14 protein-coding genes are annotated in these 16,242 nt (G+C 70.5%); 5 read left to right on the top strand and 9 right to left on the bottom strand.

Annotated features, from left to right (window positions below; translation table 11 throughout):
* Positions 1-5 precede the first annotated feature (5 nt).
* A complete protein-coding gene (locus ABD333_RS28085) occupies positions 6-1,550 on the bottom strand; it encodes an aldehyde dehydrogenase family protein (RefSeq protein WP_344545509.1) in 1,545 nt (514 codons plus the stop codon).
* Positions 1,551-1,679: 129 nt separating this feature from the next.
* Here ABD333_RS28085 and ABD333_RS28080 point away from each other — a divergent pair, with 129 nt between their 5' ends.
* The 4 genes from ABD333_RS28080 to ABD333_RS28065 all read left to right on the top strand — a co-directional run bounded on the left by ABD333_RS28080 (position 1,680) and on the right by ABD333_RS28065 (position 6,529).
* The gene (locus ABD333_RS28080) at positions 1,680-3,833 is read left to right on the top strand and encodes a thiamine pyrophosphate-dependent enzyme (protein ID WP_344545508.1); all 2,154 of its coding nucleotides are present in this window, start codon (positions 1,680-1,682) and stop codon (positions 3,831-3,833) included.
* Between the two features lie 15 nt (positions 3,834-3,848).
* Positions 3,849-4,826 carry an ornithine cyclodeaminase family protein gene (locus tag ABD333_RS28075; protein WP_344545507.1) on the top strand — a complete coding sequence of 326 codons (978 nt, stop codon included), beginning with the start codon at positions 3,849-3,851 and terminating at the stop codon, positions 4,824-4,826.
* 88 nt (positions 4,827-4,914) lie between these two features.
* The gene (locus ABD333_RS28070; RefSeq protein WP_344545506.1) at positions 4,915-5,418 is read left to right on the top strand and encodes a SigE family RNA polymerase sigma factor; all 504 of its coding nucleotides are present in this window, start codon (positions 4,915-4,917) and stop codon (positions 5,416-5,418) included.
* On the top strand, positions 5,411-6,529 hold the full coding sequence (locus tag ABD333_RS28065; protein WP_344545505.1) for a hypothetical protein: 1,119 nt from the start codon (positions 5,411-5,413) through the stop codon (positions 6,527-6,529). Before ABD333_RS28070 ends, ABD333_RS28065 begins: the two co-directional genes overlap by 8 nt.
* 29 nt (positions 6,530-6,558) lie before the next feature.
* Here the strand turns inward: ABD333_RS28065 and ABD333_RS28060 are convergent, their stop codons facing one another.
* The 7 genes from ABD333_RS28060 to ABD333_RS28030 all read right to left on the bottom strand — a co-directional run bounded on the left by ABD333_RS28060 (position 6,559) and on the right by ABD333_RS28030 (position 12,383).
* Positions 6,559-6,915, bottom strand: a complete 357-nt coding sequence (locus ABD333_RS28060) for a hypothetical protein (protein WP_344545504.1) — start codon at positions 6,913-6,915, stop codon at positions 6,559-6,561.
* 52 nt (positions 6,916-6,967) lie between these two features.
* Entirely contained in the window at positions 6,968-8,275 is a 1,308-nt protein-coding gene (locus ABD333_RS28055; protein ID WP_344545837.1) for a sensor histidine kinase, read from the bottom strand.
* Between the two features lie 149 nt (positions 8,276-8,424).
* Positions 8,425-9,036, bottom strand: coding sequence for a nitrile hydratase subunit alpha (locus tag ABD333_RS28050; protein WP_344545503.1), 612 nt, complete (start codon positions 9,034-9,036; stop codon positions 8,425-8,427).
* On the bottom strand, positions 9,023-9,370 hold the full coding sequence (locus ABD333_RS28045; protein WP_344545502.1) for an SH3-like domain-containing protein: 348 nt from the start codon (positions 9,368-9,370) through the stop codon (positions 9,023-9,025). Before ABD333_RS28045 ends, ABD333_RS28050 begins: the two co-directional genes overlap by 14 nt.
* On the bottom strand, positions 9,363-9,626 hold the full coding sequence (locus ABD333_RS28040; protein WP_344545501.1) for a hypothetical protein: 264 nt from the start codon (positions 9,624-9,626) through the stop codon (positions 9,363-9,365). Before ABD333_RS28040 ends, ABD333_RS28045 begins: the two co-directional genes overlap by 8 nt.
* Positions 9,627-9,684: 58 nt before the next feature.
* Positions 9,685-10,599: a glycerophosphodiester phosphodiesterase gene (locus ABD333_RS28035; protein WP_344545500.1), complete on the bottom strand. Its 915-nt coding sequence runs from the start codon at positions 10,597-10,599 to the stop codon at positions 9,685-9,687.
* Between the two features lie 101 nt (positions 10,600-10,700).
* A complete protein-coding gene (locus ABD333_RS28030) occupies positions 10,701-12,383 on the bottom strand; it encodes an adenylate/guanylate cyclase domain-containing protein (protein WP_344545499.1) in 1,683 nt (560 codons plus the stop codon).
* Positions 12,384-13,083: 700 nt separating this feature from the next.
* Here ABD333_RS28030 and abc-f point away from each other — a divergent pair.
* Positions 13,084-14,709 carry a ribosomal protection-like ABC-F family protein gene (gene abc-f / locus ABD333_RS28025; RefSeq protein ID WP_344545498.1) on the top strand — a complete coding sequence of 542 codons (1,626 nt, stop codon included), beginning with the start codon at positions 13,084-13,086 and terminating at the stop codon, positions 14,707-14,709.
* Positions 14,710-14,784: 75 nt separating this feature from the next.
* Here abc-f and ABD333_RS28020 read toward each other — a convergent pair whose 3' ends face one another.
* Positions 14,785-16,131 carry an amino acid permease gene (locus ABD333_RS28020; protein WP_344545836.1) on the bottom strand — a complete coding sequence of 449 codons (1,347 nt, stop codon included), beginning with the start codon at positions 16,129-16,131 and terminating at the stop codon, positions 14,785-14,787.
* Positions 16,132-16,242 lie beyond the last annotated feature (111 nt).

The raw sequence follows: 16,242 nt of genomic DNA, 5'->3' as shown, positions 1-16,242 counted from the left end.
ACCCCTTACAGCCGGAAGCCGAGGTCGGCGTCGATCTCCACCACGTCCATCTGCGCCTTCTGCAAGCGGCCGGAGTAGTCCCAGTTCATCGACTGCCAGCGGGTGAACTGGTCGAGCACCCAGATCCCGGACTGCCGGCTCCCGTTGCCCGACCGCCCGTTGCCGCCGAACGGCAGGTGCGCCTCGGCGCCCGACGTCGAGTTGTTGACGCTGACCATCCCCGCCCGGACGCCGCGCCGGAACGTGAAGGCCTTCTTCGGGTCCGTGGTGTAGATCGCCGACGACAGCCCGTAGCCCGGCGCGTTCGCCAGCGCGACCGCCTCGTCCAGCGTCCGGTACGTCGTGACCCCGATGATGGGGCCGAACGTCTCGTTCAGGAACAGCTCGTCCCCGGCCGCCACCCCGTCGACGATCACCGGATGGTAGTAGAGGCCGCTCGGATCGCCGGTGAAGCCGTCCCGGGGCTGTTTCTCGCTGATCCGCCCGACCGCGTCCGATCCGAGGACCCGGTGCCGTCCCGGGTCGATCCAGCCGAGGTACTTCTCGAAGCCGTCCGCGAAACGTTCGTTGATGAGCGGGCCGAAGAGGATGCCCTCGGTCATGGGATCGCCGATCGTCGCCTCCCGCGTGGCCGTGTCGAGCGCCCGCACGAACTCCTCGTGCACGGACTCGTGAACGATCACCGTGCCCAGCGACGTGCACCGCTGCCCCGCCGTCCCGAACCCGGCGAACAGGGCGCCCTCCACCGCGAGCTCCAGCTCGGCGTCCTCGGTCACGACCATGGGGTTCTTGCCGCCGAGCTCCAGGCACGGCGTCTGCAGGTGCCGCCCGCACAGCTCCCCGATCCGTACCCCGACCTCCGTGGAGCCGGTGAACCCCACCTTGTCGACAAGCCCCTCGCCAAGCGCGGTCTCCAGGCCCCGGAACGTCTCCGAGCCCTCCGCGTAGACCACGTTCAGCACGCCCTCCGGGACCCCCGCGTGAGCGAAGAGCTCGTAGAACGCCTCCGCGCACGCCGCCGCGTACTCCGCGGGCTTCCACACCACCGTGTTGCCGCACAACAGCGCCGGGACGATGTACCAGGACGGCACCGCGACGGGGAAGTTGCCCGCCGTGATCACGGCCACCACGCCCACCGGGTCCCGGAACGTGAACAGCTGCTTGTCGGGCATCTCCGAAGGCACGGTCTGCCCGTACAGCCGGCGTCCCTCGCCCAGGAAGAACGCGCACGTGTCCGCGATCTCCTGGACCTCGCCGAGCGCCTCCCCGTACGGCTTCCCGACCTCCCGCGAGACGATCTCCGCGAGCCGCTCCTTGTTGGCCTCGACCAGCCGCCCGGCGCCCGCGATCACCTGTCCCCGGACGGGCGGCGGCACGTCCCGCCACGTCTCCTGTGCCCGCCGGGCCGCCCGGCAGGCCGCCACGAACGCCCCGGCGTCCCCGAGCGACACCTCGGCGACCACCTGGTCCGGCCGGGCCGGCGACGTCGACACATAACGATCCGCGCCCGGCTCCGCGCGGGACCCGGCGATGATGGAAAAGAGCGTCATGTCCCCAGCCTGCGCCCCCGGGCCGCTTCCGCCAAGATCGGACGGACCACGGTTTCTTACCGGGACGTTAAGAAGATCGGGGTCTTGGGGCTCTTGGCTCGCGCGGGGATCGGGTCGATGCTCGGGATCATGTCCACCGACGCCACCGACACCACCGACGCCTGGTTCCTGGAGACGGTCGCCGCGCTGACGCCCGGCATGCCGACGGGTGAGCTTCCTGAGCTTCCGTTCTCGAATGAACGCTGCCTGGAGTTGTTCGACGCGCAGCTCGGGAGCCGGCATCTCGATCTCGCGGCCCGGTGGCTGCAGGCGCGAGGCCGGGGTTTCTACACGATCGGGTCGGCGGGGCACGAGGGGAACGTGGCCGTGGCCGCGGCGTCGAAGCCGGGAGACCCGGCCCTGCTGCACTACCGCTCCGGGGCGTTCTTCCTGGAGCGGGCCCGCCAGGTGCCGGGGCACCGGCCGTTGCGGGACGTGCTGCTGGGGGTGGTCGCGGCGGCCCAGGAGCCGATCGCGGGCGGACGGCACAAGGTCTTCGGGAGTCATGCGCTGGGCGTCGTGCCGCAGACGTCGACGATCGCGTCGCATCTGCCTCGGGCGGTGGGCGTGGCGTTCGGGATCGAACGGGCCGGACGGGTCGGCGTCGCAAGCCCCTGGGACGACGACGCGATCGTGGTGTGTGGTTTCGGGGACGCTTCGGCCAACCACTCGACGGCGACCGGGGCCGTGAACGCGGCTGTGCATTGCGGTTATCAGGGGTTGCCGATGCCGGTGTTGTTCGTCTGTGAGGACAACGGGATCGGGATCAGCGTGCGGACTCCGGAGGGCTGGATCGAGTCCGCGTACGGGTCTCGGGAAGGGCTGGAGTACTTCGCCGCCGACGGATGCGATCTGGCCGACGCCTACACGGTCGCGGCGCGGGCCGCCGCGTTCGTGCGGGAGCGCAGACGGCCCGCCTTCCTGCACCTGAGGACCGTCCGGCTGATGGGTCACGCGGGGTCGGACGTCGAGTCCGCCTATCTGACTCCAGCGGAGATCGCGACTGCTCAGGCCGGCGACCCGCTGGTGGGAACGGCCCGGCTGCTGGCCGATCACAAGGTCCTCGCGCCGGACGAGGTCATCGCCCTGTACGAGGCCAAGCGCGCCGAGGTCATGGCGATCGCGGCCGAGGTCGCGGAAACGGCGCGGCTGGGCTCCGCGCGGGAGGTGATGGCCCCGCTGGTGCCGTCCCACCGGCCCTTGGCGGTGCCACCCCTCGCCGGGCGGCCCGCACCCGAGCCGCTGACCTTGGCGCAGGCGATCAACCGCAGCCTCGACGAGCTGCTGGCGGACGTTCCGGAGCTGCTGGTCTTCGGGGAGGACGTCGCGCGGAAGGGCGGCGTGTACGGAGTGACGCGCGGGCTCCTGAAGCGGCATGGAGCCGCTCGCGTCTTCGACACGTTGCTCGATGAGCAGGCCATCCTGGGGCTCGCGCTCGGAACGGGCCTCTCGGGATTCGTGCCCGTGCCGGAGATCCAGTACCTGGCCTACCTGCACAACGCCGCCGACCAGCTGCGGGGCGAGGCGGCCACCCTGTCGTTCTTCTCGAACGGGCAGTACCGGAACCCCATGGTCGTACGGATCGCCGGCTACGCCTACCAGAAGGGATTCGGCGGGCACTTCCACAACGACAACGCCATCGCGGCCCTCAGGGACATCCCCGGCTTGATCATCGCGTCGCCGTCCCGGCCCGACGACGCCGCGGGCATGCTGCGGACGTGCGTCGCCGCCGCCAAGACGAACGGGCGGGTCTGCGTCTTCCTAGAGCCGATCGCGCTCTATCACACGCGTGACCTGTACGAGGAGGGCGACGAGCAGTGGCCGGCGGCGCCGCGGGCCGAGGCCGTCGACCTCGGGCGCGGACGGACCTACGGGTCGGGGACGGACCTCACCATCGTGACGTTCGCCAACGGGGTGCCGATGAGCCTGCGGGCCGCCCGTACCTTGGCCGAGTCGGGGATCAGGGCTCGTGTGCTCGACCTTCGGTGGCTGGCTCCGCTCCCGATCGAGGATCTGCTCCGGGAGGCGCGCGCCACCGGGCGGGTGCTCGTCGCGGACGAGACCCGGCGCAGCGGCGGGGTCTCGGAGGGCGTGCTCGCGGCCCTGAACGACGCCGGCTTCGAGGGACGAACGGCACGCGTGACCAGCGAGGACAGCATCATCCCCCTGGGTGACGCCGCGTACCACGTCCTCCTGTCGGAGACCGACATACAACAGGCCGCCCGCACGCTGTTGCGCGGCTGATGAGGATGAGGGTGCATGTCTGAAGTCCTGCTGTTGTCAGCGGCCGATGTCAACGCGGTGTTCGACGTCGGCACGGCGATCGAGTCGCAGCGCGCCGCGTTCACCGCCCTCGGCCGGGAGGAGGCGCTCCTCGCGCCACGGGCCTTGCTGCCCGCCGGTGACGACGTCGCGTTCTGCTATGTCTCGCGGCTGCCGGGAACGGGGCCTGTCGCCAAGTTCGGCAGCGTCAATCCCGGCAACGCCGAGCGCGGCCTGCCGAGCGTCTCGGCGATGGTGACCGTGCTCGACGAGACCACCGGCCGTCCCGTCGCGGTCATCGAGGGCACGTCGGTCACGACGCTGCGCACGTCCGCCGCGAGCGCGGTCGCCGTGGACCGGCTGGCCCGCCCGGACGCGTCGCGCCTGGCCGTCATCGGCTGCGGAGTCCAGGGGCGGGCGCACGTACGGGCGATCGCCGCCGTGCGTGCCCTCAGCGAGGTTCGCCTCCACTCCCGTACGCCCGAATCGGCCACGGCGATGGCGACCGACCTCGAAGAAGAACTGGGGCTCTCCTTCAGAGTCGCCGACAGCAGCGAAGAGGCCGTCGAAGGGGCCGACATCGTCACGGCCTGCACGACCAGCGAGCAGCCGGTGGTGCGCGGCGCGTGGCTGGCGCCCGGCTGCACCGTGGTCAGCATCGGATCGTTCACTCCACGGCACTCCGAGGTCGACGCCGAGGTCCTGGCACGTGCCGCCGCGATCGTGGTCGACGATGTCGCCACCGCCGCCGAGCAGGCAGGCCCGATCGTGAGCGCCCTGCGCGACGGAGCGCTGGCCGAGGCCGACCTCCTGCCCCTCGGCCAGGTCACCGCGGGCCTGGTCACCGCCCGGCGTACGCCCGAGGACATCGTCTTCTTCAACAGCGTCGGGCTCGGCGTTCAGGACACGGCGGCTGCGGCGAGGATCGTCGAGCTAGCACGCGCCAAAGGCGCGGGTACGGTCGTCGCGCTCTGAGACCCCCCGCCCAGGGACCACAATCGGCGGAAGATGGGATGCAGCAGAACGGCGGTGTCAGGTGTCCCTGGCTATAGGGAGGTAAGCCGTGCCGCAGCCCGATCTGGGGCCGTTCGAAGAGTTCGTCGAACACCGACTGCCCGCGCTCTACCGGTACGCGCGCGTGCTGACCGGTAACCGGCACGACGCGGAGGACCTGGTGCAGGAGGCGCTGACCCGTACGGGCGCGAGCTGGCGCCGGGTGCGGCGCAAGGACGACCCCGAGGGCTATGTGCGCATGACGATGGTGCGGCTCGTCGCGAACCAGCGGCGGCGGTGGGGACGCGAGGAGCTGACGCCCGACCCGCCGGACAGCGCGGTCGCCGACCACGGCCTCGACCGGGTGACCGGCGACGTCGGCTTCGCGGCGGCCCTGGCCGGGCTGGGGCCGCGGATGCGCGGCGTCCTGGTGCTCCGCTACGTCGACCAGCTCAGCGATCCCGAGATCGCGCAGGTGCTCGGCTGCTCTGCCAGCACCGTACGCAGCCAGGCGGCCCGAGCTCTCGCCAAGCTGCGCACCACCGTGACCGCCGAGGAGGAGTCCCGTGGATGAGTTCGAACTCCGGGTCGCCGAGCACCTGCGGACCGCAGGCGGCGACGAGCGCCCGCCGTCCGCGCTGGGCACCCGGATCGTGTCCCGGGCCGGTGCACGGCGCCGCAGGCGCAGGCGCCTCACCGCCGCCGCGGCGGTCGGAGCGGGCGCCACGCTCGCCGTCCCGGTCGCCGTGATCTCCACGGTGGACCGCCCCTCCCCCGCGCCGGACTCGTCGGCCGTCACCGTGGCGCCGCTGCCGCCCGCGACGACGTTCTCGCGTCGGCTCCCCGGCGGCGAGCGGTTCAAGGCCATGGCGCTGGGCCCGGACGGGACGGTGCTCGGCGGTGCCGTGGCGATCGGCGCCGACGGGTTCGTCACGCCGCGCAAGGGTGTGTGGCAGGTCGGGCCGGGCGCCAGGCCTGCGCGTCTCATCGCGGACACCCCCTCCGGATCGCTGCCGTTCCTCTGGCTCATGGCGGTGGGCGGATCCGGCCGAGTCTGGCCTGAGGGCGGGAGACTGAAGTGCCTGCCGCCCGGCGAACACGACGCCGCGCACACGCTCAAGGACGGCTGGAACGGCCAGGAGCCGTTCTTCGTCGGCACGGACGTGATCGTCTGGAGCGATCCGGGCCGGGGCGAACTGATCGTGACGAACGGCTGCCAGGGACGGGTCCGGACGCTGCCGGTGAACGCCACGCTGGAGGCGTTCTCCCACCCCTACGCCTTCGTCCGACCAGAGCCCGGTGGCCGGATCGATCAGGTCGACGTGCGCACGGGCGCCAAGACCCCGATCCAGACGGGCACCGACACGCCCACCGCCTTCGGCGCGGGCCCTGACAGGCTGGCCTGGGTCTCCGGCGACACGCTGACCGTGCGGGCCCTCCGTTCCGGCGAGCGGCGCGTCGTCCACGGACTGCCCCACGCACGGCACTCCAAGTACAGCCCCCGGATCACCGTGGGCAATCACATCGTCGTCTATTCCGCGACACACGAGGACACCGACACTGCCCGTTCGCTGGTCTACGACCTGCGCAGCGGCAAACGGTCGATCGTGCAAGGCGAGGCCTGGGCCGCAGGCGACCTGCTCCTGTGGCGCGAAGGCGACTCCTACCGTCTCGCACACCAGTGACCCACCCGCCCGCCCGCGTGCCGGGGTGGTCAGTGGGGTTTGTGTGCCGGGTCGGTCAGGGTGGCGATGAACGCGGCGGATTCGGCGAGCAGCGCGCGCCAGCGTGTGCGGTCTTCGGGTGAGCCGGTGGCGGGCACCACGACCCATTCGCGCATGCGCCGGCCGCCGAGCTCGCAGTTCTCTCCCTCGCCCAAGCCGACCAGCTCGTTCACGCGCGCCGCGGGGACCTTGAGGAAGAGCCGCTCCTTGGACACGAAGGCGAACGACTTGCCGTTGAGCCGCAGCGAGTCACTCTGAAGCATCTTTCCGCGGCTGATGTCGGGCCGCGCCAGCTGCTCGGCCGCGAGCTCGTCGAAGAGTTCCTGGGCTGTGGGGCTGTCAGGCATGGTCAGAGACCACCATCCCCGGTCGTGGCCGGTCAAGGGGCGGTGGCCGGGTTCAGCCGGCGCGCGGGACGCGGAGGACGAAACGGGCACCGCTGGCGCTGTCCTCGATGACGAGGGTGCCGTTGTGGGCACGGGCGACCTGCCGGGCGATCGGGAGGCCGAGACCCGTACCGCCCGCGTCGCGGTTGCGGGCGGCGTCGAGCCGGGTGAAACGCTGGAAGACGATCTCACGCTCGCCGGGCGCGATGCCCGCGCCGTCGTCGATCACCTCCAGGACCGCCGAGTCCCCCTCAGCCCGCACGACGATCTGGATGCGGCTCGTCGCGTGCCGTTCGGCGTTGTCGAGCAGGTTCGTCAGCAGCCGCGCCAGCCGCAGCCGGTCACCGCGCACCGTCACGCCCGGTGCGAGATCGGTGTCGAGCGTCTTGGTACGCGGCGATCGCGCCAGCTCGGCCCGGACGAGGTCGGCGAGCTCGACCAGATCGGTGCCCTCCCGTGCCCCACCGGCGTCGAGCCTGGCCAGTTCGAGCAGGTCGGAGACGATGTCCTGGAGCCGGTCGAGGCTGCCGAGCACCGCCTCGCCCACCTCGCGCCAGTCGGTGTCGTCGGGATGCAGCAGCGCGTCCTCCACCTGGGCGCGCGCGGCGGTGATCGGGCTGCGCAGGTCGTGCGAGGCGTCGGAGGTGAAGCGGCGCTGCTGTTCGAGCGCGGCGTCGAGACGGTCGAGCGTGGCGTTCGCGGCTTCGGCGAGCGCCCTGAGCTCGTCCCGGTTGGGCGGCACGGGCACGCGGCGGCCGGAGTCGGTCGCGGTGATCTCCGCGAGCTTCGCCCGGATCGCCTCCACCGGGGCGAGGGTCTGGTCCACCGTCCGCCAGCAGCCGACGATCGTGATCAGCACCAGGAGCAGCGAGAGGCAGAGCAGGAAGATGACCAGGTGCGAGCTGACGTACCAGGGGATGACGTCGTCGGCGGCGTAGACGGTCCAGTCGCCGTCCATCTGGTAGACGCGGAACGCCACCACGCTCATGCAGCCCTCCAGCCCGGTCGGCGGGCAGAGCCTGCGGATCGCGTAGACGCTCTGCTCGGTGGGCTTGAACGAGGCGATCGGCGGACGGCCCCTGATCTCGGCGGACGACGAGAGGACCCGGTCCTCGGCGTTCAGGACCTGGAGCGCGGCCGTCTCGTCCCGGGGCAGCACGGGAGGCAGCCGGCCACGCTTGATGAGGTGCACCACCTCAAGGGCCGCGGAGATCGTCTTCTCTCGTTCGAAGTCCTCCACCTGGCCGCGGACGCCGAGCAGCACCAGGAGGCTGACACCGAAGCACACCAGGGCCGCGATGGCCCCGGCCGTCAGGGTCATGCGCACCCGTATGGACCATCGCCGTTCTCCGACCACTCGACCTCCCGTGGCCGAGACAACCACCTGGTGGGCAGGCCCGCACCCCGACGTCCTCACATAGCGACCAGGAGACGGCAAAGAACCGGTTCGGCATCGCCGCCCGCGAGGCGTCAGACGAGTGCCGTGCCAATGAGTCCCTCGCGGGTGACCAGCCGGGCGAGGGCGTCCTCGTCCAGATCGGCGGTGGCCTCCGGCCTGCGCGGCAGCACCAGGTAACGCGCCTCCGAGCTGGAGTCCCAGACCGCGATCCGCGTGCTCTCCGGCAACTCCAGCCCGAACTCGGCGAGCACGGCCCGCGGTTCGCGAACCACGCGGGCGCGGTAGGCGTGGCTCTTGTACCAGGAGGGGGACGGGCCGAGCAGCGCTACGGGGTAGCAGGAGCAGAGCGTGCAAACGATCACGTTGTGCGTGGTGCCGGTGTTCTCGACGACCATCAGGCGGTAGGCCTGGCGGGCCGGGTCGGCTGGGCCGAGCCCGAGTTCGGCTACGGCGGCGTTCCCGTCGGCGAGCATCCGTTCCTTGAACGCCGGGTCGGTCCACGCACGCGCCGCCAGCCGTGCCCCGTTCATGGGCGAGGCGCGTTCGAGGAACCTGGCGAGGAACGCGTCCAGCTCCGCGTCGGTCGTCAGCCCCGCGGCGACGACGCGTTCCTCCAGCCTGCGCACCCGCGCCGCGACCGGCAGGTCGACATGCCCCTCGGCGTGGCCCTCAGCATGGCTCAAGGTAGGACTCCCAGAGGTCGACGGCGACGGTGTGATCACCGACGCCCCACAGGTCGCGGGCCGCGAACCGCACGACGTAGACCGGCTCCACGCGGGGCGGATCGATCCCCCGCGCGCGGTCGTCCGGCAGCGGCGCGGCGCCGTGCGAATGAACGATCTCGCCTGACTGGCCTCGCACATAGCGCGGAGCCCTGGTGTGGTGCTCGGGGTCGAGGGCGCGCACACGGACCTTGTCGCCCACCGCGAACGCGGCGGCCTGCTGCGCGGGCCGCTGGACGCCCTGCTGCCCGGGCTGCTGGACGGGCGGTCGGGATCGGGCCTCGGAGTCAGGCAAGGCCCTTCGCCTCCAGCAGGCCTTCCATGGCCATGAGCCAGCGCTCGTAGTAGGACGTCCGCAGATAGGTCTCCGGCGGAATCCGTTCGATGGCGTCCCGGAACTCGTCCACGTTGTACGCGCCGGCACGCAGGAGCGCGGAGCTCAACGCGAAGACGCGGGCCTCCCAGTCGGCGTGGAACCCGGGTTCGCCGCCGACGACCACCGGTACGGGGCCGAAGCCGAGTTGCCCGCCCATGTCGTGCACCCTGCTCATGGCCCCGACGCTAACCGCCGAGATCGCTTACCGGAAGGCCCGCCGTCGTGTCGCCGGTCTAACGTTCGCGCAATACCCGGTCGAGTACGTCGGGCTTGTCGGTGATGACGCCGTTCACACCCGTCTTGAGCGTGCGCCGCATCATCGCCGGGTCGTTCACGGTCCAGGCGAAGACGTCCATCTTGTAGCGATGAACGCTCTTCACGTAGGAGGCGGTGAGGCCCGCGTACGGCGGGTTGACCTGGTCAGCCCACCGGGCGAGCGCGGGCAGCTGAGCGGCCGACGGTTTGCCGAGCAACCCGACCGGCACCTTCGGGAGGAGCCGGTTAAAGCGGCGCGCGGAGCCGAAGTCGAACGACTGGACGATGAGCCGCCGTTCCCGTGGGTCGGGACGCAGCCACGACGGGTTGCGGCGCAGGTCGGAGGCGACGCGGCGTTCGATCCCGGGATAGCGGTCGGGTGCCTTGATCTCCAGGAGCAGCCCGAGGCCGCTGTGCTTCATGGCGCGCAGCGTCTCGTCGAGCGTGGGCACGCGCTCGCGCCGGTACCTGGAGCCGAACCACGAGCCGGCGTCCAGCCTGCGGATCTCGGCCAGCGTGAAGTCGGAGACCCGCCACGGCGACCGGCCAGGGAACACCGACTCGACATTGGTGGTGCGGGCCAGCGTGGTGTCGTGCATGAGGACGAGCTTGCGGTCCTTGGTCTGCTGCACGTCGATCTCGAACAGGTCGGCGCGCTTCTTGCGGGCCAGTTTGAACGCGACGATCGTGTTCTCGGGAGCGGCGGCGGAAGCACCGCGGTGCGCGATGTTGGCGACCTTACGCGCCGCCTTCGCGGTCTGAGTGGCCTTGGTGGGCTTCGCCGGGGCGGCGGGCGTGGTGGGGGCGTGGGCGGGAGCGGCGTCCGCGGTCGGGAGTGTGATGGTCGTGGCGGTCACGGCGGCGGCGAGGGGAAGACCGAGCCGACGGAACATGGTCACCTCGAACAGGCAGGGGGATTGTCCCTCCCAAGCCTTGAGGCCGCAGATGAAGGTGAAGTAACAACTCGATGGCAGGCCGTGTACGGTCGGTGACCTTATACGTCGGGCAGGTCGGGCGCGGAATCCGCCGGCTCGGGTGACGCCTTGGTCCCTGCGCCGATCGCACGGCGCAGGCGCCTGCGGACGCGCGGTCTCGGGAACCGCCGCCGGATGCGTTCGCCGTCGGCGGCGGCGGCCTCGATGACCTTGGGCACCAGCGGCAGGCGCGGCGCGGCCAACCGGGTCGGACGGCTCCGCCCGCGCAGGGTCACCGACTTGCCGAGGTCCCACTCGTCGGCCTCGGCGAGGTGCGCGAGTTCGAGCACGGTACCCGAGGCGAGGACGCGGCCCGGCGCCACCTTCGCCAGGTCGCTGAGGCGCGCGGCCTCGTTCACCGGATCGCCGATGACCGTGTACTCGAAGCGCTGTTCGGCGCCGATGTAGCCCGCGACGACGGGCCCGGCCGAGACCCCGATCCCGGCGTCCACCTGCGGGACCTCCGTACCCAACCGGAACGACAGCTCGCGGGCGGCGCCCAGCGCGGCACCGGCCGAGTCGTCCAGATCGGTCGGCGCACCAAAGATCGCGAGCGCCGCGTCGCCCTCGAACTTGTTGATCCATCCGCCGTGGCCGTTGACCGTCTCGACCACGACGCCGAAGAACTGGTTGAGCAACGTCACCACCTCGCCCGGCGTGTGCGTCTCGGCCAGCCGCGTCGAACCCGTGAGGTCGACGAACAGCACCGACACCTCACGCGTCTCGCCGCCCAGCTCGATGTGGCCGTTCTCCAAAGCGAGGCCCGCCACCTCCTCGCCCACATGCCGCCCGAACAGGTCGCGCAGCCGTTCGTGATCCCGCAGCCCGGCGACCATGTGGTTGAAGCCGGACTGGAGCTGCCCGACCTCGCTGGCGTCGTACACCTCGATCTCGGTCTCCAGATCGCCGCGTTCGACCATGGCCATGCCCTTGCGCACGGTCTTGATGGGGTCGGCGATCGCCTGCGTGGCCAGATACGTGACCGCCATGCCGACGAGCAGCGCCGTGCCGCCCAGCCCCAGGATCGTGATCGCCAGCTGGGTGGTGCCGATGCCTCCGGCGGCGAGGGCCCCGATGGCCACGCACACCAGGCCGAAGACCGGGATCGCCGTGCCGAGGGCCCAGGCGAGCATCACCCGCGTCGTGACGCCGGGCAGCCTGATCCGGCGCGGGTGTTCGGTGGCCAGGACGAGCGCGGCGGCCGGGCGCAGCAGGCGTTCGGACAGCAGATAGACGATCGTGCAGGTGGTGAGCGCGCCGAGCAGGGACGTGAGGCCGAGCTTGACCGCGAGCCGCACGGTGAACATCGCGAGGTCCAGAACCGCGATGCCGAGGGCCCCGAGGGCCCACAAGGCGCCCATCACCAGCGTCACCCGGAGCGGCCCGAGCAGCACGGCGCGCCGCTGCAGCCGGTCCGGCGTGCCGCCCTCGCGGACGAGCCGTACGACCGGACGCCACAGCCTGAACCCGAGCACCAGCGCCACCGGGACGGCGAACACCGGATAGCTGAAGAACGCGATCACGTTGACCAGACGGGCACGCGCCAGCTCGGCATCGCCCATCGGCGGGTCGGGCACCACGAACAACGCGAACAGCAGCACCACCAGCGCGCCGACGATGTTGGCGACCCCAACGACGAAGAGGAGCACCCACCGCACACGGACTTCGAGCATCGTGCGCGGGACGCCGGGGAGAGTGTCCAACCGGGCACTGAGACTGCGTGCCACCGCCTTGCCCGTCACTGTCACCGCCTTGCCCGTCACACCACGCCGGTCACAACACAGGACGATCTCACGATAGGACGCGAAACCCGCCGAACCCATGAACTCCCTGGTGATATGACCACCGTCACAGAGAGTAGAGGACGATTGCGGCTATAATCGCCCACGTGAGTCGTTCTGGCATCGGTCCCGTGGGGATCTGGTTTCTCTGATCTCCCACGCTGACGCAGCGTTCTGATCGCACGCGTCGGGCGCGGTCGAGCATGCCCACGCACGTGTCGCGCCCCCTTCGCCTCCCGCTGCCGGAACCTCGTTCCTTGATCCGCACCTCCTGAGCAGACGCGTTCGTCGCCTCTGTTCGAGCAGCGTGCGTACGCCCAGGCGGCGCCACCCGTACCGCGCCACATGACGCATACGGACACGCGCCGCCGCATGGCACCCCGGTGAGCGGGACCAGTCCCGATCAACCCCTTCCTGGCCGTACCCGGCCGTACCCGGCGCTGCCCTGCCCGGCGCTGCCTGGCGCTGCTTCTGGCCCTGCCCGGCCTGCCTGGCGCCGCCTCTGGCCCTGCCCGGCCTGCCTCTGGCCCTGCCTGGCGCTGCTGCCATGCGCACTGCGCCCTCCCCTCCGCACCGCCCGAGTCCGGAGGCGGCCAGGAGTAAGCATCTGGAGGTCGACACCATGACCCGCCACCGCCCACCTCACACCGAAACCTCACAGCTCAGCCTCAAGGACGTCGCGAAGGCGTACGAGGGCCGTCCCGTGCTCGAACAGGTCTCGTTCTCCGTACGCAGCGGCGAAAAGATCGGCGTCATCGGGGAGAACGGTTCCGGTAAGTCCACGCTGCTCCGCATGCTCGCCGGCGAGGAGCGACCCGACGCCGGGGAGATCACCGTCATGGCCGCGGGCGGCGTGGGCCACCTCGGGCAGACGCTCGACCTGGCGCCCGAGCTGACCGTGGCCGACGCGATCGACCACGCCCTCGCCGACCTGCGCGACCTCGAACGGCGTATGCGGGAGGCGGAGGTCACCTTGGCCGACGCGTCCCCGGAGGAGCTCACCGCCTACGGCGACCTGCTCACGACGTACGAGGCGCGCGGCGGCTACGAGGCTGACGCCCGCGTCGACGCAGCGATGCACGGCCTCGGGCTGGCGCACATCACCCGCGATCGGGTGCTGGGCAGCCTGTCTGGCGGCGAGCAGTCACGGCTAGGGCTGTCCTGCGTTCTGGCTGCCTCGCCCGAGCTCCTGCTACTGGACGAGCCGACCAACCACCTCGACGAGCAGGCAGTGACGTGGCTCGAAGGGCAGCTTCGGGCACACCGAGGCACCGTCGTGACCGTGACGCATGACCGGGCGTTCCTCGAAGCCTTCGCGACGGCGATCCTCGAAGTCGACCGGGACCGGCGTACGGTCACCCGCTACGGCGACGGCTGGACCGGCTACCTGACCCGCAAGGCCGCCGCCCGGCGGCGCTGGGAACAGGAGTACGCGGATTGGCTCAGTGAGATCGACCGGCAGACCGCGCTGGCCGAGTCCGGCGCCGAACGCCTCACCTCGCTAGGCCCGGTCACTCGGGAACAGCGCATGTCAGGCCGCCACCGCCGCTCCCACGAAGGCGGCGTGTCCGCGCTGATCCGCAACGCCCGCGAACGCCTGCAACGCCTCCACGACAACCCCGTACCGCGTCCACCAGATCCCCTCCGCTTCACCGCGCACATCGAAGGCAACGGCCTCACCGCCGAGCTGACCGACGTCAAGGTCTCCGGGCGGCTGGACATCGAGGAGTTCAAGCTCTCGCCAGGCGAACGCATGCTCCTCACCGGCCCGAACGGCGCAGGCAAGACCACACTCCTGCGCGTTCTGGCCGGGGACCTGGCCCAAGATCACGGCACAGTGAAGCGCCCGAAGCGAATCGGCTACCTACGCCAGGAACTACCGACCGAAAAACCCCGGCGCACCGTGCTGACGCTCTTCGCCGAAGGGCTCCCAGGCACACCCGCCGACCACGCCGACACCCTCCTCAAACTGGGGCTCTTCCGCGAAGAGGACCTCTCCCGTCCAGTCTCGGCGCTGTCGGCCGGGCAGCGTCGCCGCCTAGAGCTGGCCCGCCTGGTCACCCGTCCAGCGGATCTCCTCATCCTGGACGAGCCCACCAACCACCTCTCCCTGGCCCTGATCGAGGAACTCGAAGAGGCCCTCGACTCGTACAAGGGATCGCTACTGGTGGTCTCACATGACCGACGTTTCCGCACCACCTTCACCGGCACCCGCGCGGAACTCCAAGCCGGCCGCCTGACCGCCTGACCGAGAAGGCCACCCCGCCGAGAAGGACGCCCTGCCCGGGCCACCGAGAAAGGGCGCCCAGACGGGGCGCCCTTCTCAACGCTGCACAGCGCGTTCACCCGCAGAGCTCTCCGCCTTCCGGCCGAAACCACCGAGCAACAGCCAGCCGATCACGATGAGCGCCATCCAGCCGGCCATCACATACAGCGCGATCCGCGTGTCGTGCTCCCAGGCGATCGTCACCGTGACGAACGCGAAGAAACCAAGCACAAGCCAGTTGGTGTACGGGGCGCCAGGCATGCGATAGGCCGACCCCTGGATCTCCCCTGCCCGTACCTTGCGCCGGTAGACCAGGTGCGAGATCACGATGATCGCCCAGACCAGGATGGCACCGCCGGTAGAGACCGAGGTGATGTACTCGAACGCCTTCTCCGGCACGATCGCGTTCACCACCACACCGATGCCCATCACCAACGCCGAAATGACAACCGTGAGCACCGGCACACCCCGCCCGTTCAGCCGACCCAGCGCCTTCGGCCCGTCCCCGTTCACACCCGCCGTCCGCAACATCCGCGACGTCGAGTAGAGACCGCCCGCGTTGCACGAGGACAGCGCCGCGGTGAGCACCACGAAGTTGACGATGTCCGCGCCGCCCGGGATGCCGATCTTGTCGAACGCCAGCACGAACGGGCTGGCCCCGCCCATGAACTCGCCCCAAGGCACCACCGACAAAATCACCAGCAGCGACCCCAGGTAAAACAGCCCGAACCGCACCGGCAACGCGTTGATGGCCTTGGGGATATTCTTTTCCGGATCCCTGGCCTCACTGGCCGTGACCCCCACCAACTCCACGCCCAGATAAGCAAAAAGCACCATCTGGAGAGTCATCAACGTCGGGCTGACGCCCTCAGGGAAGAACCCGCCGTCCGACCACAGGTTGCTCACCTTGGCGGTCTCGCCCGCGTCCCCGAACCCGAACGCCAGCACCGCCACCCCGACCAAGATCATCATCACGATCGCGGCAACCTTGATCATGGCGAACCAGAACTCCAGCTCACCGAAGAGCTTCACCGAGATCAGATTCACCACGAACAGAACCACCAGCGCGACCAGAGCGGTCTGCCACTGCTCGATCCCGGGCCACCACTTCTGGATGTAGAGCCCCGCCGCCGTCAGCTCCGCCATCCCGGTCGTCACCCAGATGATCCAGTACGTCCACGTCGTGGCGTAGCCCCAGAACGGCCCCAGGAACTCCCGGGCGTACCCCGCGAACCCACCCTCGGCCCTGCGGTACGTCAGCAGCTCCCCCAACGCCCGCATGACGAAGAAGAGCATCAACCCCGCCACCGCGTACGTCAGGATCAGGCTGGGACCCGCCTTCGCGATGTTCTTCCCCGCCCCGAGGAACAACCCGGTGCCGATCGTCCCGCCGATGGCCAGCATCTGGATCTGCCGGGTGCCGAGCCCCCGCTGATACCCCTCAGACATAAACGCCTTTCACGTCCCACGCCGTCCGATCGGGACAGCGTTCCACTGCCGGATCACGCGGGTAGC

Source organism: Actinomadura fulvescens, from assembly GCF_039533225.1.
Taxonomy (GTDB): Bacteria; Actinomycetota; Actinomycetes; order Streptosporangiales; family Streptosporangiaceae; genus Spirillospora; species Spirillospora fulvescens.
Note: the sequence above shows the minus strand (reverse complement) of the source record. Positions and strands in the feature narration are given on the sequence as shown.